We start from the raw sequence: 20,235 nt of genomic DNA, 5'->3' as shown, positions 1-20,235 counted from the left end.
CCGAAGCCCAAACCAAGCTTGGCATTTACACCGACATTACCCAAGGTCTGACTAAAACGTTTAAACATTGTATTTCCTCAAAGGGCTGCGAACTGACGGCCACAAACAGATGTGACAGCCAATCGGCTGGATATGGCCGATATCGGCCGTGTCCATGAGGAACTGTAGGGTGTGGGATGAGCGACTTTAGTCTGCTTGTGCCAGTGCACCATAAGAAACTAAGGGGTGCCAGAATGCAGTGACAGCTGCTGCCGTGGATCCCTTGGTTGACCACCTCGCCGGTGGCTTGAAACGCCCCACACTCCGGCTTTCGAATGCATGATTCAGCCCTTGGAAAACCCGCGCGTGAACGCCTGAAAACACCCTTTAGTTTTTCTTCCTGATTAGCTTGTTCATGTAGTACTTAAGGCTTAAACGATCTTTAGGCCTTGGCTTGTAGTGGGTTTTGTTTCGCTGCGCAGGATCAACTGCAACGGTTGACGCGGTGTAGTAATAAAGCGCAATGGACTTGCGCGACAGGTGCACTGGCGTACTCAAGGGCTCTGGGTGCCCATGATTGCTGTCTTTGTCTGTATTGAAAATGACACAACGATTATACACAGGGAGGATTTTTTTCAGGCAGGTCTTCATGTCGACGTCCCAAAGCTCCAGGTGACCGCCGTATTCCTCTTTCCAGTCGTTGTTCAGGTAAATAATGATATTCAGCCTGCGCTCAATATTAAGCTTTTTGTTCAGCCTGAAATCAGAGTGCACACCCAGGAAACCACCCGTTTTCGTTTCATGCAATCCGCCACCGCTGAAATAAGGATCGGGTATCAGGCCTTCGATGCCGGTGAGCTTTTCAAGAAATTGCAGCATGGGTGCCGAGTTGAAGGCGCTGAAAATATTTCTCAGAAAGGGATCGCATTGAGTGGGGTTGATTTGCCTTTTGTGCTGCCCCTTGTAACCGCGCTCGTAGAGCATTTCATTGTGAGTGGGTTCGATTGGAAAGTGCGAGCAAATGCCTGCAATCAGGTCTTCCGGTAAAAAATTATCGATTACGATGTGCGGAAATGGCGTGGCCTGAGTGTAGCCACTGGCGAGCGAGTGACCAAACGCGCTGGCGGCGTCCAAGTCAAAATCAAGTTCCGGGGTGATGGCGATGGGCAGTGTGTGGGGGATGGATGTCATTGCCGCTCCAATAGACTAATAATAAACATCATGGATGACGTTAAGTAATGTCGCACATACTGCTTACTCACCGCCTGCAAAATTACTCTTTGTAGCCACTCTTACTCAGACGCTTAAGTATAGTATTGTACATCTTGGTTCGCCGATGAGTTTTTCCATAACTGCCAGCGGCTGCAACAGTGCCCGACTGAATGTGATCCAGATAGCTGAATATTTTACGGGGCGATAAAAATTCAACGGTATAACCCAACGCGCTCATGCGGTCTTGCAGGGTATAACCAGGCACACGATCATCCATCAAAAAATGCATATCGTGTTGCTTGATCAGCTTGCAATTCCATAGCGTACAGAAGCTCTTCAAGTGGACTTCCCTGTAGGGTTTTGGCTCTTTTGAGCGCAAACCAAGGGACAACTTCAGGCATCTGTAGTGGTGTTTGAACAGTCGCGAACTAAAGCGCCAAAGGGTTCTCGCGGTACCGCGGTTTATTTGCTCTACACAGCCGACCGCCACCACCTTCGGATTCTTTATGCACTTATTCAGCATCATGGAAAACACATTTTTATCGAAAACAAATGTATCGGTGTGCAGCAGGAATAAATAGTCGGTTTCAACTCGGTCCAAAACCATATCAAGTGCTTTGCCATGCGCAATATGGCCCTGCTCTGAGTCGGGGGTGACTCGTTCGATCAGGTTGATCCAGTCAAGGGTGCGCAGATACTCAGTACTGTCATCGGCGGAACCGTTATCAACCACCCACACCGGGACATTGCTGTTGCCCACGTGCTGGTGCAGTAGCCCCAAACATATCTTGGTCATTTCGAGTGTTTTGTAATTAACCAGAACAATACTGAAAACTGGATTTTCTCCAGACAAAAAATCAGTGTTACTCATTGTTCTGACACTCCGTAATCGCCTGGAGACCGATGCACAACTAATCACGCCTGGCTCCAGCAGCTGTTTATTATTGCCCGCTTGCACTTTGCGCGGGCAATAATGGTAGCTTTTTTAAAACCGCCAGTCACTCCGAGAGCCATCATCGCCGACCAAAAACCAACCAATAATTGTATCTGAAAATTTCATCGCATAAGACTCTCGCGTGCTGTTTTTTGGAACAACTTACTCTTTCATCAGCGCTCCCATCGCGGCGCGTGCTTGCTGGAGCGTGCTCAAAAAGATCCAGACAGCCCTCGCACCGCAAGTAACACCTTACGAAATCAATAGGGGCCACATTGTCCAATAGTCACTTAAGCAAAAGATACTCATCGGCACCTACGATAGTATGGGTTCATGCATTCAATGGTCGTGGTTTTGCAACGAGGCATTGACAGCAATTTATGCGCCAGAGTTATATCTTTTAAACAACCAATAAACCCTCGCTTTCTCTATCATGCTTGCACCCGAACCCTGGGTTCATGCGCATTGATAATCGGGGCAAATGAATACACAGGGCAGACATGTACCCGACGCTCAAGCACGCACTTCTCTGCACTGTCTGCGTTTGCGCATCGATGACGGTGCACGCACAAGAAACTGAGCTTGCGCCGATTCACGTCATCGGCAGTTCCCCTGTAGCCGGCGATGCAATTGATCGGGACAAAGTTTCGACAGACACTCAATCGCTGATTTCTGACGACTTCGACCGCAATAAATCAACTTCCGTGCTGGATACGCTGGTTCAGCAGACGCCTGGCATGGTGATCTCCGATGTACAGGGCAACCCGTTTTCCCAGGACATCAACTTGCGCGGCTTCAGTGCATCTCCCGTGCAAGGAACACCGCAGGGACTGGCCGTTTATCTCAATGGCGTCCGGGTCAACGAAGCGTTTGGCGATACCGTGAATTTTGATCTGGTGCCAACGGTGGCCATCGACCGCGCCGACGTGTGGACCAGCAATCCGGTCTTTGGCCTTAATGCCCTTGGGGGAGCGATCAACCTGCAACTTAAGAACGGGTTCACTTATGACGGATTAGAAGCGGAAGTCTCGGGAGGATCATTTGGACGAATCGGCAGTTCCCTCCAATACGGTGCTCAGAAGGACAACTGGGCTTTCTATACATCGGGTGAAGAAATTCATGAAGACGGCTGGCGTGATCATTCCTCTTCTACCATCAAGCGGTTCTACACCGACCTTGGGTACCGAGACGACAAGAGTGAGTACCATCTGAGCCTCTCGGGTGCAGCGAATACGCTTGGCGTTATTGGTCCAACACCCGTTGAGGAGTTGTCCCGAAAATACTCCAGCGTCTACACGTTTCCCCAGACAACAGAAAATAATATGTTGATGGCAGCCCTTAACGGCAAGGTATCAATCAATGACAACTGGGCGGTGCAAAGCAATATTTATGTGCGTCATTTCGACCAGAAACATGTCGATGGCAACACCTCTGATGTGACGGCATGCGAGGCGGATTCAACGCTGTTGTGCCTTGGTACTGCAATTACGCAGAACGCATCGACCGGAGCGAATCTATCATCAAGCTTGCTCCCTGGCACCGGATTGAACCAAGGGATCGCCGGATCGATAGACCAGACTCACGTCAACTCCAACACGGTCGGCGGCTCTCTCCAGACCACTTATGATGGAGTGTTCCTCGACCTGAACAATCATTTCGTGGCTGGTGGCAGCATCGACTATTCCAGCCTGTCGTTTTCTGGAAAAAATGAACTCGGTACGATACCGGACACGACGATAGACCCTTATGTCGCGGGTACCGGAATCACTTACGAGACAACCGACGGATTGATTCAGCCGGTCAAGCTGAGAGCGAAGAACACTTATCAGGGGCTGTTTGCTTCCGATACGCTCGATGTGACAGATCGTCTGTCGGCCACTGTCGGCGCGCGGCTGAATATCGCCCAGATCAACTTGAACGACTCGCTGGGGACCTCCCCCGGGCTCACCGGCAACCACCACTACGCGCGATTGAACCCGCTCACCGGTCTCACGTACAAGCTGACCCCGGATCTGACGGTCTACGGCGGTTACTCGGAAGCCAACCGAGCCCCCACTCCGCTTGAACTTGGCTGTGCAGACCCGGCGAAACCCTGCCTGCTCGAAGGCTTTCTGGTATCAGACCCGAGCCTGAAGCAAGTCGTCTCAAGAACATACGAGGCGGGTCTTCGTGGGCACAGCGCGGTGGCCACCGACTCGATGATTGACTGGAAGCTTGGCGCATTTCTCACTAACAACACTGATGACATCGTCAGTCAGCCAAGCAGTCTGGTTCCGGGCTATGGCTACTATCTGAATGCGGGCAAAACCCGTCGGCAGGGTGTCGATGCCTACTTCCAGTACCGGACCACCGACTGGTCGGCCTACACAACACTGGCCTATGTCGATGCAACCTACCAATCCAAACTAACCCTGACGTCGGCCAACAACCCTGATGCCGATGCAAACGGCACTATTTTTGTCACCCCCGGCAACAAGATCCCCGGCATTTCGCCCCTACAGTTCAAGTTGGGCGGCGACTATAAAATGACGTCTGCATGGACCTTGGGTGGGGACGTGATCGCCAACAGCAGCCAGTATTATGTTGGCGACGATTCAAACAAAAATGCCAAGTTGGGCGGGTATACGGTTTTCAATGTCCACAGCGCCTACCAGCTTACTGACACCATCAAACTGTTCGCCAAACTTGATAACGCCCTTGATCGGCAATATACGACCTACGGTGGATTCGCCGCCGTTGGCGACATCCCCTCCCTTGGGCTATCAAACCCCCAAACAACCACCCCCGCGGCGCCTCGCGCGATGTACGCCGGGTTCAACGTCAAGTTCTGAGGCCTTCAAAACAGAAAGCCGGCTATTCGAACAACGCATCCAGCGCCTGTTCCAGACGGCTCACGGCAATGATCTGCAGCCCTGGCGGCGCTTCCTTGGGGGCGTTGCCTTTGGGGACGATGGCGCGTTTGAAGCCGTGTTTGGCCGCTTCTTTCAACCGTTCCTGACCGCTGGGCACCGGACGGACTTCGCCGGAGAGGCCAACTTCGCCAAACACCAGCAAGTCGTGAGGCAGCGGGCGGTTGCGCAGGCTGGACATGACGGCGGCCATCAAGGCCAGGTCAGAGGCGGTTTCCAGTACTTTCACGCCGCCGACCACGTTGAGGAATACGTCCTGATCATGGGTAGGAATCCCGCCGTGGCGATGCAGGACGGCCAGCAGCATGGCCAGACGGTTCTGATCCAGACCGAGCGTGACACGACGCGGATTGGCCAGATGGCTGTCGTCGACCAGCGCCTGAACTTCCACCAGCATTGGCCGGGTACCTTCCCACGTCGCCATGACGACACTGCCGGGGACTTCTTCCTGTGCGCGGGTCAGAAATATCGCCGAAGGGTTGGAGACTTCTTTCAAGCCCTTATCGGTCATGCCGAACACGCCCAGTTCGTTGACCGCGCCGAAGCGGTTTTTCACCGCGCGCAACAGACGCAAACGCCCGTCTGATTCGCCTTCGAAATACAGCACGGTGTCGACCATGTGCTCGAGCACGCGAGGACCGGCCAGTGAGCCTTCTTTAGTGACATGCCCAACCAGGAAAATCGCCGTGCCGCTCTGTTTTGCGTACCGCACCAGCAGCGCCGCGCTCTCGCGCACTTGCGACACGCCGCCAGGTGCCGATTGCAGTTGTTCGGTGAAGATGGTCTGGATCGAGTCGATCACCATGACCTTGGGCTGCTCGATGCGAGCCGTGGCGATGATGGTTTCGATGCAGGTTTCGGTCATGACCCGCAGCTTGTCCTGGGGTAAACCCAGACGTCGGGCGCGCATGGCGACCTGTTGCTGCGACTCTTCGCCGGTCACGTAAAGCGCGGGCATACGCTCGGCGATAGCGCACAGGGTTTGCAGGAGAATGGTGGATTTACCGATGCCAGGGTCGCCGCCGATCAGCACCACTGACCCATCGACCAGGCCACCGCCCAACACACGATCAAGCTCGGCGGAGTTGGTGGAGAAGCGGGGGACCTCCTGGACGCTGACTTCAGCCAGAGTCCTGATTTGCGCTTGCTGCCCGGTCCAGCCGGAGCGACCGCTCGGAGGGGTGGCAGCACCGTGTTCCAGGAGGGTTTCGACCAGGGTGTTCCAGGCGCCACATTCGCCGCACTGGCCCGCCCATTTTGGAAAAGTCGCACCGCACTCGGTACAGCCGAACATGCGCTTAGCCTTGGCCATAACCACCCCAGTCTAAAAAGGGGGCAATCATAACGCAGGTTTGCGCGCCTGCGACGGCGTGGAACATGAGTACGCTCATGGGATTCCTTTGCATGCATCACTTCCACCCAACCTGCACCGAGGCAGAAGTGACACGACGCTGCCGACTGAATCAGTCCGTCAGTTTTTTCGCTAGCGCTTTTACCCGAACGAGATCGCCCATCGCAACCTTGGTGACGCCGGTGCCATATTCCGGGTCTGCCTTGTAAAGGAACGAAAGGATGATGTGTTTGCTTTCATCGTCGGAGGAAGACAACGAGCCGCCGAAATTTTCAATCAGATCGGCCCGCTCTTTTTTGCTGTAGGAACGGTACAGCTCTCCAGCTTGCTTGAAGTTCTGCTCACGCTGGATTTTCGCTTGCTGGGTTGTACCTGCCAACGGTAGCTGACTGTAACGGGCATCCGCCTGCTCTTCACGCGGGCTGAGGCGGCTCGGCTGATAATTGACACCCGAACTGCTGTGACCTGCGTTCATCGCGCCGTCCTGATTACCGTTATTGACCGGCACTTTTGGCGCATTGACTGGCAGTTGCTGCGCGTTTGCACCCAGGCGGTACAACTGCGTGTCGGAATACGAGAAGACCCGTCCCTGCAGCAGGCGGTCTTCGGATGGCTCGATGCCCGGCACCAGATTGGAAGGCGCCATCGCGGCCTGCTCGGTTTCCTGGAAGACGTTGCCCGGGTTCTTGTTCAAGACCATCTGCCCGACCTTACGCTGAGGAACGTCTGGCCAGATTTTGGTGGCATCCAGCGGGTCAAAGTCGAACGTTGCCAACGCTTCAGGCTTGAGCACCTGCACATACAGGTCCCATTTCGGAAAGTTACCCTGATTGATATGGGTCACCAGGTCGTTGGTCATGTGGCTGTAATCGCGGCCCTGCACTTCAGCGACCTGCTTCGAGTTGAGGTTTTTTATGCCCTGCAAACTCTTCCACTGAAATTTCACGTAGTGAACCTGACCTTTGGCATTCACCAGTTTGTAGGCATGCACCCCGTTACCGTCCATTTCACGGTAACTGGCTGGCGTGCCGCTATTGGAGTACAGCTCGGTCAACGTGCGGGTGGCTTCAGGGACATGGGAGAAGAAATCAAACCGACGGGAGTCGTCGTCAAGGTTGGTCCTCGGATCCGGCTTGAACGCATGCACCATGTCCGGGAACTTGATGGCATCGCGAATAAAGAAGGTCGGAAAGTTATTGCCTACCAAATCCCAATTGCCTTCACGGGTATAGAACTTGGTCGCGAAACCTCGCGGATCGCGCAAGGTTTCGGGGGAGTGATTGCCATGCACCACTGCGGAAAATCGTACAAACACCGGGGTCGTTTCACCGGCAGCGAAGACTCGGGCTTTGCTCAAGTTGCTCAGGTCGTCCGTTACCGTGAACTGACCATAAGCCCCTGTGCCGCGAGCATGCACGACACGCTCCGGGATACGCTCGCGATCGAACCGTTGAAGCTTCTGGATCAGCTGCACGTCTTGCAGCAAGACCGGGCCGCGCTCGCCCGCAGTTTGCGAGTTTTGATTGTCACCGACGAGTGCCCCGTTATCGCGGGTCAGGTTTGCGGCTTGAACGGAAACGGAAAGCAGGCTGACCGTCAAAAGGCTCACAAGTCTTCGGCGGGAAACAATTCCCAGCGCGAGGGTGGCGTTCATGCTTAACGTCCTTTTATTAAGATTTTTAGGCGCATTCAACTGCGCCCTTCAATCCTAAAAGCAATCGGCGCTTTTTTTCGCAAAAGTCACCCGATGAAACACATCATAAAACTTGTTTATTTTCAAATAGATAGCTGAATTCAGAGTCCATCTGAAAACCCTGGTAAAACTAATCGGGCAATTTTCGGTCGATTGTCAAGTCGCAGGGCGCGATGCGTATAGCTGAATTACACTGCGTTAACCCACTCATCTGTAACAAGGAACAACCTATGAGCGTACTGAGCGAGTTCAAGGCATTCGCCGTCAAAGGCAACGTGGTCGACATGGCGGTCGGGATCATCATTGGCGCGGCCTTCGGAAAAATCGTTTCGTCGTTCGTCGGCGATGTTGTCATGCCACCGATTGGGCTGTTAATCGGCGGGGTGGATTTCAGCGATCTGGCCGTTACTCTCCGACCTGCAGAAGGCACTCTGCAGGCCGTGGTCGTGTCTTATGGCAAGTTTATCCAGTCGATTATCGACTTTGTGATCGTGGCGTTCGCCATCTTCATGGGCGTCAAGGCCATCAATCGCCTCAAACGCGAAGAGGCTGTCGCGCCAACGCTGCCGGCCGCTCCTAGCCCGGAAGAAGTGCTGTTGAGCGAGATCCGTGACTTGTTGAAAGCACAGAACAGCAGACCGCTGGAAAGTGTGATTGCCGATCCAACCCGGCTGGGTTGATGCGCCACTGATCGTTCCCCCATACGCCATGCGGGAACGGTCACTTACCAATAATTTTCCACCGCGACCTGCCCCGGACGGCGGCTCAGGCTGAGTTGCAGGTCGCGCAGCTTGAGCATCTGGCGGGTGTCGTCGATCATTTGCGGGTTACCACACAGCATGACTCTCGAGTGCTCGGGGGTCATTTGCAGCCCGGCCGCCCGTTCCAGTTCGCCGCTTTCAATAAGCTGAGTAATGCGTCCACCCAATGCTCCGGGGTAATGCTCGCGGGTGACGGTCGGCAAAAACAGTAACTTGCCGGCGTAGTCGGCCAGATAGTCGCGCTCGGTGAGTCCGGCGATCAGTTGCTGATAGGCCAGCTCGCGAGCTTCACGCACGCTATAGACCAGAATGATGCGCTCGAATTTTTCCCACACCTCGAAGTCCTGCAGGATCGACAGGAACGGCGCAATGCCGGTGCCTGTGGATAACATCCACAGGTCACGCCCGTCGACGAAGCGGTCCAGGGTCAAGAAGCCGAATGCCTGACGATCGATCAGCAGCGTGTTGCCTTCACGCAGACGGCTCAGTTCGCTGGTGAATTCGCCGTCCGGTACCACGATGGAAAAGAACTCGAGAAATTCATCGTGGGGCGACGACACCATCGAATACGCCCGCCAGACAATGCTGCCGTCGGCCTTGGTCACGCCCAACCGTGCAAACTGACCCGCCCGAAAGCGAAAACCCGGATCGCGGGTGGTACGCAAGGTGAACAGATTCGGGGTCAATGACGTGACGTTGAGCAGCGTCTGGTGGGTGTATTTCTCTGCGCTGGCAGTCATGGGCGCTCCTGGCTCCTGCAATTAAAAAGAGGAGCGTCCAGTGTCCCGCAAAGCAACGTCGATAAACACCGGCGGTTTGTAGTGGCATTTAGAAGAAAAGAGCGTGTTGACCCTACGCAAATGCTCTAAACACAAAAACGTATAACGCCACGCTGAATCATTCTGATCTGGACTTAACAGGTCTCACCCTCTTTTCGAAAACCTCGGTCGCTCCCCCCGTACAAGCAGGGGTTTTATGGAAAAACGAACCAAAAAAATATCGTTCGTTTGAATAGTGTGTAACGGCCAACCCATTCACCTGATCACTTGCCGGCCCTACTTACCTCACAGTGTAGGAAAATTCCTCCTACACTGGGAATCGTATGTATCGAGTATGGAAGCTCAATAATGGACAGCTTAAACCCGGATCAACTAGAGACATTGATGTCCACCGTGGAAGAATCCGTTTGGGAAAATGCCTTTTCCTCTCGGTTGAGACAGAGCGGAGTCCACTCTATTCAGGACCTTCGTGGCGTCAAAAAAAGACTGACACAGACACGTAATCACGAAACGACTTCATCCACAGAGTGCTACGAAAAAGTCGAACAAACGTTATGGCTGTGTAACCTGCTGCGCACCTTCATGACAGAACGGTTATCAACCAAAACCCCGCCCACCATCAGCCCCCCGCTGTCGATCAGGGAAACTGAAGTACTCAAATGGTCTGCCAAAGGCAAAACCGCCGATGACATAAGCACCATCCTCAAGTTGAAAACACGCACGATCAATTTTCATATCGCCAACGCGATTAAAAAAATGGGCGCGACCAACAAAACCTCGGCGGTGGTGCAGGCCGCCTTGAGCGGCATCCTCTGAGTGTTTTTATAGCCACTCGGAAATCCAGCAGGTGTCCGGGTGCAAAAGCACGTAAAATCGACGGCTTCTGCGCGCGTCATGCCATCAGTGACGTGCGCAATAGTCTCCGAAAACAGAGTTCCCCTGCCCATGCCCCTGCTTAACAGCCCTTTCGCTCAGCTCGATCTCATCCGCCAGCCTGACCAACAGAACGAGCCGTTGCAGGCGTTCGACGCAGCCGATGAATACCTGCTCAGTCATGTGGCGGAGCAGGGTCTGACTCCGGACAGCCGCGTGCTGGTGCTCAACGACAGCTTTGGCGCGCTGGCAGCCAGCCTGGCCAGCCACGCGAACGTGGTCAGTAGCAGCGACTCCTTTCTCGCCGCGCAAGCACTGGAGAAAAACCTGGTGCGCAACGGCCAGGCCTTTGATGCAGTGCCCATGATCCCGGCCAGTGACATGTTCACCGGACCGTTCGATTGGGTACTGATCCGTGTCCCGAAGACTCTGGCCTTGCTTGAAGAACAACTGATTCGCTTGCAGGGCCAACTGGCACCGGGTGCGCAGGTGATTGCAGCCGCGATGATCAAACATCTGCCGCGCGCGGCGGGTGATTTGCTGGAGCAATACATCGGGCCGGTGCAGGCGTCATTGGCGGTGAAAAAAGCGCGCTTGCTGTTTGCCACCCCGCACATCAAAAGCGTGCAGCCCTCACCCTACCCGACCCGCTACACACTCGAAGACCCGGTCATCGAACTGGTGAACCACGCCAACGTGTTCTGTCGCGAAGGGCTGGATATCGGCACCCGGGCGTTTCTACCGCACTTGCCGAAAAACCTCGGTTCGGCACGTGTAGCAGACCTGGGCTGCGGCAACGGAGTGCTGGCCATTGCCAGCGCACTGGCCAATCCGCAAGCGCACTACACGCTGGTGGATGAGTCGTTCATGGCCGTGCAGTCAGCCACTGAAAACTGGTGGACCGCATTGGGTGAGCGCGAGGTTATTGTGCGGGCTGGCGACGGGTTGGCCGGTCAGGAGGCTGACTCGCTGGACGTGGTGCTGTGCAATCCGCCCTTCCATCAGCAACAGGTGGTCGGCGATTTCCTCGCCTGGCGTATGTTCCAGCAAGCGCGTGATGCGTTGGTGGTGGGCGGTGCGCTGTACATCGTCGGTAACCGCCATTTGGGCTACCACAGCAAACTGGCGCGACTGTTTCGCGGCGTGGAGCAAGTCGCCACAACCCCGAAGTTCGTGGTGCTTAAAGCACGTAAATGAAGGCACCGCCGCGATGGCGGTGCCTCAGGCAAACCGCGGCGGGACGCGTAGTTGCAAGCGCGCTCCTGCAAGGAGCTTGCGCGAGCCCTCAGTGCGTAGTCAGCCCTGCCGCGTTCATGAACAACCGCATACCGTAAGCGACTATCCCCAACGCCATCACGCTGCCGGCGTAGATCGCAACCAGCCAGGCTACACGCTGCCAGACCGGTTTTTTCAGCGCCGGGTCCGGCTCATGGGAAGATTCTTCAGCAGACATCGTCATCCCCTCCTCACTAGTGATAGCCGTCTTCGTGGGTGACCTTGCCACGGAACACGTAGTAGCTCCAGAAGGTGTAGCCCAGGATGAACGGGATGATAAACAGCGTGCCCACCAGCATGAAGCCCTGGCTTTGCGGCGGCGCGGCGGCCTCCCATATGGTGATCGACGGCGGCACGATGTGCGGCCACAGGCTGATGCCCAACCCGCTGTAGCCGAGGAAGATCAACACCAGCGTCAGCAAAAACGGCGTGTAGTGAGCATGGCGTGCCACGGCACGCAGCAGACCGTACATCGTCACCAATACCAGAATCGGCACCGGCAGGAACCAGAACAGATTCGGCAGGCTGAACCAGCGGGTGGCGATTTCAGGATGGGTCAGCGGCGTCCAGATGCTGACGATAGCGGTCACCGCCAACACCACCAGGGCCAACGGCCGAGCCAGATCGTGCATCTGTTTTTGCAGCTTGCCTTCGGTTTTCATGATCAGCCAGGTGCAGCCCAGCAGCGCATAAGCGACGATCAGGGCCACGCCACAGAACATCGTGAACGGCGTCAGCCAGTCCAGTGAACCCCCGGCGAACTGGCGATTGACCACCGGAATACCATCGATGAACGCCCCCAGCGCTACGCCCTGGAAGAAAGTCGCGGTCAGCGAGCCGCCGATAAACGCTTTGTCCCACAAGTGACGCTTGTCATCTTTGGCCTTGAAGCGGAACTCGAAGGCAACCCCGCGAAAGATCAAACCGATCAGCATCAGGATCAGCGGCAGGTACAGCGCCGACAACACCACCGAATAGGCCAGCGGGAAGGCGCCAAACAACGCTGCGCCCCCCAAGACCAGCCAGGTTTCGTTACCGTCCCACACGGGGGCCACGGTGTTCATCATCACATCGCGCTCGGAATCGTCCTTGATGAAGGGGAAAAGAATCCCGATCCCCAGGTCGAAACCGTCCATGACCACATACATCATGATCCCGAAGATGATGATCACAGCCCAGATAAGCGGAAGATCAATACCCATGACTCAATTCCCCTTGCTCAGGCTGTGAGTGTCATCACCGCCGGAGCCGTCTTCGGCAGCCGAGAGTGGACGTGCAGGCGTGCGTTGCTGGCCCGGACCACCGGGGTTCTGCTCCTTGCCTTCGTTGCTGACCGGGCCTTTGCGCACCAGGCGCATCATGTAGCCCAGACCGACGCCGAACAGCGTGAAGTAGACCACCACGAACAACCCCAGGGTCAGGCTCATCTGCCCGAAACTGTGCCCGGACGACGCATCGGCGGTGCGCATCAGACCGTAGACGACCCACGGTTGACGCCCGATTTCAGTGGTGAACCAGCCCGCCAACATTGCAATCAGGCCCGACGGGCCCATCCATAAGGCCAGGTACAGGAACGCCCGCGAGTGATAAAGCTTGCCGCGCATGCGCAGCCACAGGCTCCACAAACCGGTAAAGATCATCAGGAAGCCCAGCCCGACCATGACCCGGAACGACCAGAACACGATGGTCGAGTTAGGCCGGTCTTCAGGTTTGAAATCCTTCAACGCAGGCACTTGCTCGGTCAGCGTGTGGGTCAGGATCAAGCTGCCAAGGTAGGGGACTTCCACGGCGAAGCGGGTTTTTTCAGCCTTCATGTCCGGCCAGCCGAACAGGATCAGCGGGGTCGGCTCATTGCCGACGTTTTCCCAGTGACCTTCAATCGCGGCGATTTTAGCCGGTTGATGCTTGAGCGTATTGAGGCCGTGGAAGTCGCCGATCACTGCCTGAACAGGCGCCACCAGCAAGGCCATCCACATGGCCATTGAGAGCATGGTGCGAATTTGTGGGGTGTCACGACCGCGCAATAAATGCCAGGCCGCCGAGGAACCCACGAAGAACGCGGTTGCCACAAATGCCGCCGTGGCCATGTGTGCCAGACGGTAGGGGAACGACGGGTTGAAAATCACCGCAAACCAGTCCACCGGAATTACTTGGCCATTGACGATTTCAAAGCCCTGCGGGGTCTGCATCCAGCTGTTGGAGGCGAGAATCCAGAACGTCGAAATCAGCGTGCCGATGGCAACCATGACCGTGGCGAAGAAGTGCAGGTTGCGACCGACCTTGTTCCAGCCGAACAACATCACCCCGAGGAAGCCCGCTTCCAGGAAGAATGCGGTGAGCACTTCATAGGTCAGCAGCGGCCCGGTGATCGACCCGGCGAAGTCGGAGAACCGACTCCAGTTGGTGCCGAACTGATAGGCCATGACTAGCCCGGAGACCACGCCCATGCCGAAGTTGACGGCAAACACCTTGGACCAGAAGTGGTACAGATCACGGTACACATCGTTCTGCGTTTTCAGCCACAACCCCTCAAGCACCGCCAGGTAACTTGCCAGACCGATGGTGATGGCAGGAAACAGGATGTGGAATGAGATGGTGAACGCAAACTGAATTCGGGCGAGATCGAGTGCCTCTAAACCGAACATAGGACTTCCTCTAATCAGGTGGTACTGGCTACTGACCCGAGGTCAGCAGCGACTGCCCCCATGGATATGGAGTGCTGCGGGTTGAAATTGTTCTGTTTTGTTTCGCAATGCGAGGATTCGTGCAGCCGATCAGCATGCAAAGCCAGAAAATGCATTGACGCAGATCAACCAGCGATCAAAGAGTAGCCCTGTTTTGCAGGGTGAACTGTGTGGTCGATTGTCGCGTGGCGAGTTGCCCCACCTTCGCAAAACCGGATTGCGGCGCGCCCATAGTGGCAAACAAATGTTACAAAGCACGTGATAATCTCTCGCATTCACCGCCGAGGCCGCCTTTCCAATGCCTGATCAAGCACCTGTGTTGCTGCGTCATCATCGACCCTTCCTGGCTTTCTGGTTTGCGCGAATCTTCACCGCCAGCGGCTTTCAGATGTTGACCGTGGCCATCGGCTGGAACCTCTATCAACTGACCGGCAACGTTTTGGATCTGGGCCTGGTGGGCCTGGTCCAGTTCATCCCCCGGGTGATTTTCATGCTGCACACCGGGCACATGGCTGACCGTTATGACCGACGCAAGGTCTCCGCGATCTGCCAGGCAGCCCAGGCCTTGATCGCCCTGGCACTGGTGATCGGCAGCACCACCAACAGCGTCACCCCGGAAATGATCTTCATTCTTTCGTTTCTGCTCGGTGCCGCCCGCTCTTTCGAAATGCCGACCACTCAGGCGCTTTTGCCTTCCATCGTGCCCAACTCGCTGTTTCCAAGGGCGGTGGCGGCGTCGCAGTCCGCTCAGCAGTCGGCAACCATTGTCGCGCCCGCGCTGGGCGGCTTTCTGTTTGCGTTCGGCAGCACCTGGGTCTACGGCCCGACGGTGCTGCTGTATGTCATTGCCTGCGCGCTGATGCTCAATCTGCCTGCGCGGCAGACGCCATTGAGCAAAGCCAAGGCCACGCTGGACTCGCTGCTGGCCGGGATTCGTTATATTCGCAGCCGCCCGGACATCCTCGGCGCGATTTCGCTGGACCTGTTCGCCGTATTGCTCGGGGGCGCCACGGCGCTGCTGCCGGTATTCGCCAAAGACATTTTACTGACCGGTCCCTGGGGACTGGGTCTGCTGCGATCAGCTCCCGCAGTGGGTGCGCTGCTGATGTCATTGTGGCTGGCGCGCTTCTCGGTCGAGCGCAACGTAGGACGGGTGATGTTCACTGCCGTGGGCATCTTCGGCGTCGCCACCATTGCCTTCGGCCTGTCGACCTCGTTCTGGTTTTCCCTGGCGGTGCTGGTCGTACTCGGCGCGGCGGACATGATCAGCATGGTGATTCGCGCCTCGTTCGTGCAGCTCGAGACACCCGACGAAATGCGCGGCCGGGTCAGCGCAGTGAATGGCTTGTTCATCGGTGCGTCCAACCAGCTCGGTGAATTCGAGTCCGGCCTCACTGCGCATTGGATGGGGACTGTACCGGCCGTGGTACTCGGCGGCATCGGCACACTCGCCGTCACCGGAATCTGGATCAAACTTTTCCCCAGCCTGGCCAAGCGCGACCGAATGCGCGATCTGGTGGTAGAGCAAGAGAAACAGCCGGCCTGATAGAGGGCGCTGCCTTACACGACAGGCGACATTAGATAAGCAGCAACTTAACCATGGCCGCCCGTTTACCTTTACCGCACAACTGCTCCACCAGCGTCAGCGCAAACTCCAACGCTGCACCAGAACCTTGCGCGGTGATGCAGTTGCCATCGACCACCACCGGTTGATCGACGTAGGTACACCCCGACAACCGATCACTGAATCCCGGATGGCAAGTCATGCGCCGTTGTTTGAGCACGCCGTACACTTGCAGTGCCACGGCAGGCGCTTCACCGATGGCGGCGTAGAGCCGCCCCGCCTTCACCTGTTCATTCACTCGCTGGGCCAACGGCTGATGATCGGCCAGATGCTGTGCGCCTGGCATGCCCCCGGGCAAAACGATCAGGTCGAAGCTTTGCGCCAGCACATCGACCAGCATCGCATCAGCGGTCAACCGCGTACCACGCGCGCCCGTCAACATGCGTCGGGACTCGACGCTGGCGACCAGCACTTCAATCTCGGCGCGGCGCAGCACATCGATCAGGGTCACGCTTTGCAGGTCGTCGATGCCGTCGGCAACGGTGATCAGGGCTCTTAACGTCATAAACGAATCCTTGGCAGTGATGCGTTGAGTCTAGTCAGCTTTTATGGCCCGGCAGCTTTTCCCCTAAGCATCTGCTAACCCCCATCCACACACGCTGCTGTTATGATGCGCGGCTTTTTCCGACCTACAGAAAATGTACAGGCCAGTGGCACAGTCTGTGCTTTGCTGCTTTAGTCGATTCATTCAAGGCGCAGGACGCGTCACGGGGAGCCAGGCATGCTGGAAAGGCTGTTTCAACTCAAAGCACACAACACCAATGTGCGCACCGAGATTCTTGCGGGCGTTACCACCTTCCTCGCCATGGCCTACATCCTGTTCGTCAACCCGAGCATTCTCGGCGAAACCGGTATGGACAAGGGTGCGGTGTTTGTCGCCACCTGTCTGGCAGCTGCCATCGGTTCGGCCGTGATGGGCCTGATCGCCAACTACCCGATTGCGCTGGCGCCGGGCATGGGCCTCAACGCCTTCTTTACCTACACCGTGGTCCTGCACATGGGCCACACCTGGCAAGTGGCGCTGGGTGCGGTGTTCATCTCGGCAGTGATGTTTTTCCTGCTGTCGATCTTCAAGATTCGTGAATGGATCATCAACAGCATTCCGTTGGCGCTGCGCTCGGCGATTGCGGCCGGTATCGGTTTGTTCCTGGCGCTGATCGCCCTGCACAACGCCGGTATCGTGGTCGGTAACCCGGCGACCATGGTGGGCCTGGGTGATCTGAAACAACCGGCACCGATCCTCGCCACCCTGGGCTTTTTCCTGATCGTCGCGCTGGAAGCCCTGCGCGTGCGTGGCGCGGTGTTGATCGGCATTCTGGCCGTGACCATCGTGTCCATCGTGCTCGGTTTCTCCCCGTTCGGCGGCGTGATGTCGATGCCGCCGTCGCTGGCACCGACCTTCTTGCAACTGGACATCAGGGGCGCACTGGATATCGGTCTGTTCAGCGTGATCTTCGCCTTCCTGTTCGTCGACCTGTTCGACAACTCCGGCACCCTGATCGGCGTAGCAAAACGTGCTGGCCTGATGGGCAAGGACGGCTATATGCCGAAAATGGGCCGCGCCCTGATCGCCGACAGCACCGCCGCCATGGCCGGTTCACTGCTGGGCACCTCGACCACCACCAGTTACATCGAATCGGCGGCCGGCGTGAGCGCGGGCGGACGTACCGGCCTGACCGCCGTGGTGGTCGGGATCCTGTTTCTGCTGGCGTTGTTCTTCGCACCGCTGGCCGGTAGCGTTCCGGCGTTCGCCACGGCACCCGCCCTGTTGTTTGTTGCGGTGTTGATGATGTCGGGCCTGGCTGAAATCGACTGGGACGACATCACTGTTGCCGCACCGGTGGTGGTTACCGCCCTGGCGATGCCATTCACCTACTCCATCGCCAACGGCATCGCCTTTGGTTTTATCTCCTGGACGGCTATCAAGCTGTTGTCCGGGCGCCGGCACGAACTGAATTCGGCGCTGGTGATTCTGTCCATCCTGTTCGTGATCAAGTTGGGTTGGTTTAACGCATGAGTGTCCCTTTCGACCCTACGAGCTATAGCCATCAGCTCGCAGAAAAAACCACGCGCTTGCGTGAATTGCTGGCGCCGTTCGATGCGCCCGAGCCGCAGGTATTCGACTCGCCGCGCGAGCACTATCGCCTGCGTGCCGAGTTCCGCTTGTGGCGCGAGAATCAGCAGCGCTTCTATGCGATGTTTGTCCCCGGCAACAACCACACGCCGATTCTGGTCGACGACTTCCCTATCGCCAGCCAGCGCATCAATGACTTGATGCCGCTGCTGCGTGAACGATGGGAAGCCAGCGCGACCTTGAACTTCAAGCTGTTCCAGGTGGATTTCCTGACCACGCTGGCAGACGATGCGATCATCACCCTCTGCTATCACCGGCCACTGGATGACGTCTGGCAGGCGGTTGCGGAACAGCTCGCGGCCGACCTTAATGTTTGCGTGATCGGCCGCTCAAAGGGCCAGCGCATTGTCATCGGTCGGGACTATGCGATCGAAGAGCTTGAGGTAGCCGGACGCACCTTCAGCTATCGGCAACCGGAAGGCTCCTTCACCCAACCCAACGGCGCGGTGAATCAGAAGATGCTCAACTGGGCATTCGACGCTCTGGGCCAGCGCGACGATGACTTGCTGGAGCTGTATTGCGGCAACGGCAACTTCACCCTGCCTTTGGCGACTCGGGTGCGCAAAGTGCTGGCGACCGAGATCAGCAAGACCTCGGTCAACGCCGCCCTGAGCAACCTTGCCGACAACGGCGTGGACAACGTGACCCTGGTTCGCCTGTCTGCCGAAGAGCTGACCGAAGCATTGAATGAAGTTCGCCCGTTCCGCCGCTTGTGGGGCGTCGACCTGAAGAGCTACGAATTTGGAAGCATCTTCGTCGATCCGCCGCGCGCCGGCATGGACCCGGACACCTGCGAACTCAGCCGGCGTTTCGAGCGCATCCTGTATATCTCCTGCAACCCGGAGACCCTTGCGGCGAACATCGCGCAACTGCACGACACCCACCGCATCGAACGCTGCGCACTGTTCGACCAGTTTCCCTATACACACCATATGGAATCAGGGGTGATGTTGGTTCGGCGATAAATACAGGACAGAGGGCCATTGCGCGAGAGCCTGAAAACGCCACTGTCCTGCGAACTATTGGCTGAAATCTGTCTCTACATCCGCAACAAATCGCTATTGATGCCCCTGAACGGACTGGCGCGGGGCATCGTCAACAGCGACACTCCTCGCTGGGTAAACAGAGGCTTCCCACATGCTATGGAAAAAAGGCAGACGCAGCGACAACGTGGAGGATGCACGTGATGACGCAGGAGGCGGTGGTGGGATGCGTTTTGGCGGAGGCAAAGGCCTGGGGATCGCCGGGATTGTGATCGTCGTCGCCTTTGGGCTGCTGACCGGGCAAGACCCGATACAGATCCTCAACCAGCTTACCGGTCAGATGAGCCAAACCTCGACGGCCGTCACTCCCCAGACCCGAAAAGCACCGCCAGCCAATGATCAGCAGGCCGACTTCGTGCGGGCCATTCTGGGTGATACGGAGGACACGTGGCGCTCGGTCTTCCAGCAGGGTGGCCGCCAATATAAAGACCCGACCCTGGTTTTGTTTCGCGGTCAGATAAACTCGGCCTGTGGCTTCGCTTCATCGGCCAGCGGGCCGTTCTATTGCCCGGCGGATCAAAAGGTCTATCTGGACATGGACTTCTTCCGCGAAATGTCCCAACGCTTTTCCGCAGCCGGTGATTTTGCTCAAGCCTACGTCATTGCCCACGAAGTAGGCCATCATGTACAAACCCTGCTGGGGGTCTCAGCCAAGGTTCAGGCCGCCCGCCAACGGGGTCAACGCATGGAAGGCAACAACGGTTTACTGGTGCGCCAGGAGCTGCAGGCCGATTGTCTGGCCGGGGTGTGGGCCTATAACGCACAAAAGCGTTTGAATTGGCTGGAGCCGGGTGATATTGAAGAAGCTCTGAATGCAGCAAACGCTATTGGCGATGATCGCTTGCAACAGCAGGGTCAAGGCCGCGTGGTACCCGATTCGTTTACTCACGGCACCTCTGCACAGCGCGTGCGCTGGTTCAAGACAGGTTTCGCTCAGGGCCAACTCAATCAGTGCGACACTTTCGCCGCAAAGAGCCTCTAATC

General features: G+C 56.7%; 17 protein-coding genes. 8 read left to right on the top strand and 9 right to left on the bottom strand.

All coding sequences use genetic code 11. From position 1 onward, the window contains the following. Positions 1-366 precede the first annotated feature (366 nt). Together AC1MEA_RS10775 and AC1MEA_RS10770 are read right to left on the bottom strand one after the other, a co-directional pair. Complete coding sequence (locus AC1MEA_RS10775) at positions 367-1,170, bottom strand: 2OG-Fe(II) oxygenase (protein WP_480917771.1); 804 nt, start codon at positions 1,168-1,170, stop codon at positions 367-369. Between the two features lie 82 nt (positions 1,171-1,252). Next, complete coding sequence (locus tag AC1MEA_RS10770; RefSeq protein ID WP_480917769.1) at positions 1,253-2,062, bottom strand: glycosyltransferase; 810 nt, start codon at positions 2,060-2,062, stop codon at positions 1,253-1,255. 563 nt (positions 2,063-2,625) lie between these two features. Between AC1MEA_RS10770 and AC1MEA_RS10765 the strand changes: the two genes are divergently transcribed. Then, positions 2,626-4,956 carry a TonB-dependent receptor gene (locus AC1MEA_RS10765; RefSeq protein ID WP_480917767.1) on the top strand — a complete coding sequence of 777 codons (2,331 nt, stop codon included), beginning with the start codon at positions 2,626-2,628 and terminating at the stop codon, positions 4,954-4,956. A 22-nt stretch (positions 4,957-4,978) separates the two neighbouring features. Here the strand turns inward: AC1MEA_RS10765 and radA are convergent, their stop codons facing one another. Then, positions 4,979-6,346, bottom strand: coding sequence for a DNA repair protein RadA (radA, locus tag AC1MEA_RS10760; protein ID WP_219062628.1), 1,368 nt, complete (start codon positions 6,344-6,346; stop codon positions 4,979-4,981). Between the two features lie 151 nt (positions 6,347-6,497). Further along, on the bottom strand, positions 6,498-8,039 hold the full coding sequence (locus AC1MEA_RS10755) for a catalase (protein ID WP_480917765.1): 1,542 nt from the start codon (positions 8,037-8,039) through the stop codon (positions 6,498-6,500). A gap of 269 nt (positions 8,040-8,308) precedes the next feature. Between AC1MEA_RS10755 and mscL the strand changes: the two genes are divergently transcribed. Continuing rightward, complete coding sequence (mscL, locus tag AC1MEA_RS10750; protein ID WP_480917763.1) at positions 8,309-8,758, top strand: large-conductance mechanosensitive channel protein MscL; 450 nt, start codon at positions 8,309-8,311, stop codon at positions 8,756-8,758. Between the two features lie 44 nt (positions 8,759-8,802). On the opposite strand, the gene AC1MEA_RS10745 is transcribed toward mscL, so the two are convergent. After that, positions 8,803-9,579, bottom strand: a complete 777-nt coding sequence (locus AC1MEA_RS10745; protein ID WP_480917761.1) for a ferredoxin--NADP reductase — start codon at positions 9,577-9,579, stop codon at positions 8,803-8,805. 387 nt (positions 9,580-9,966) lie between these two features. Here AC1MEA_RS10745 and AC1MEA_RS10740 point away from each other — a divergent pair, with 387 nt between their 5' ends. Then, a complete protein-coding gene (locus AC1MEA_RS10740; protein ID WP_480917759.1) occupies positions 9,967-10,434 on the top strand; it encodes a helix-turn-helix transcriptional regulator in 468 nt (155 codons plus the stop codon). Positions 10,435-10,563: 129 nt separating this feature from the next. After that, complete coding sequence (locus AC1MEA_RS10735) at positions 10,564-11,688, top strand: methyltransferase (protein ID WP_480917757.1); 1,125 nt, start codon at positions 10,564-10,566, stop codon at positions 11,686-11,688. Between the two features lie 88 nt (positions 11,689-11,776). Here the strand turns inward: AC1MEA_RS10735 and AC1MEA_RS10730 are convergent, their stop codons facing one another. From AC1MEA_RS10730 to AC1MEA_RS10720, 3 genes are read right to left on the bottom strand one after another with little or no spacing between them, the layout of a single operon-like run. Beyond that, the gene (locus AC1MEA_RS10730) at positions 11,777-11,944 is read right to left on the bottom strand and encodes a DUF2474 domain-containing protein (protein ID WP_219062633.1); all 168 of its coding nucleotides are present in this window, start codon (positions 11,942-11,944) and stop codon (positions 11,777-11,779) included. 16 nt (positions 11,945-11,960) lie between these two features. Next, positions 11,961-12,968 carry a cytochrome d ubiquinol oxidase subunit II gene (cydB, locus tag AC1MEA_RS10725; RefSeq protein WP_480917755.1) on the bottom strand — a complete coding sequence of 336 codons (1,008 nt, stop codon included), beginning with the start codon at positions 12,966-12,968 and terminating at the stop codon, positions 11,961-11,963. A gap of 3 nt (positions 12,969-12,971) precedes the next feature. Beyond that, entirely contained in the window at positions 12,972-14,411 is a 1,440-nt protein-coding gene (locus AC1MEA_RS10720) for a cytochrome ubiquinol oxidase subunit I (protein WP_480917753.1), read from the bottom strand. A gap of 337 nt (positions 14,412-14,748) precedes the next feature. On the opposite strand from AC1MEA_RS10720, the gene AC1MEA_RS10715 reads away from it, so the two are divergent. Then, positions 14,749-15,996 (top strand): MFS transporter, encoded by a 1,248-nt coding sequence (locus tag AC1MEA_RS10715; protein WP_480917751.1) that lies wholly within the window; start codon positions 14,749-14,751, stop codon positions 15,994-15,996. Positions 15,997-16,027: 31 nt separating this feature from the next. Here AC1MEA_RS10715 and AC1MEA_RS10710 read toward each other — a convergent pair whose 3' ends face one another. Next, positions 16,028-16,579, bottom strand: coding sequence for a DJ-1 family glyoxalase III (locus tag AC1MEA_RS10710; RefSeq protein ID WP_480917749.1), 552 nt, complete (start codon positions 16,577-16,579; stop codon positions 16,028-16,030). A 216-nt stretch (positions 16,580-16,795) separates the two neighbouring features. Between AC1MEA_RS10710 and AC1MEA_RS10705 the strand changes: the two genes are divergently transcribed. The 3 genes from AC1MEA_RS10705 (at position 16,796) to ypfJ (ending at position 20,233) form a co-directional block, all read left to right on the top strand. Further along, complete coding sequence (locus AC1MEA_RS10705; protein WP_480917747.1) at positions 16,796-18,091, top strand: NCS2 family permease; 1,296 nt, start codon at positions 16,796-16,798, stop codon at positions 18,089-18,091. After that, the gene (gene trmA / locus AC1MEA_RS10700; RefSeq protein WP_449635477.1) at positions 18,088-19,173 is read left to right on the top strand and encodes a tRNA (uridine(54)-C5)-methyltransferase TrmA; all 1,086 of its coding nucleotides are present in this window, start codon (positions 18,088-18,090) and stop codon (positions 19,171-19,173) included. Before AC1MEA_RS10705 ends, trmA begins: the two co-directional genes overlap by 4 nt. A 172-nt stretch (positions 19,174-19,345) precedes the next feature. Continuing rightward, positions 19,346-20,233 (top strand): KPN_02809 family neutral zinc metallopeptidase, encoded by an 888-nt coding sequence (gene ypfJ, locus AC1MEA_RS10695; protein ID WP_449635476.1) that lies wholly within the window; start codon positions 19,346-19,348, stop codon positions 20,231-20,233. Positions 20,234-20,235 lie beyond the last annotated feature (2 nt).

This window comes from Pseudomonas sp. ASL8 (genome assembly GCF_056680355.1).
This window is presented reverse-complemented; position numbering and strand designations above follow the sequence as displayed.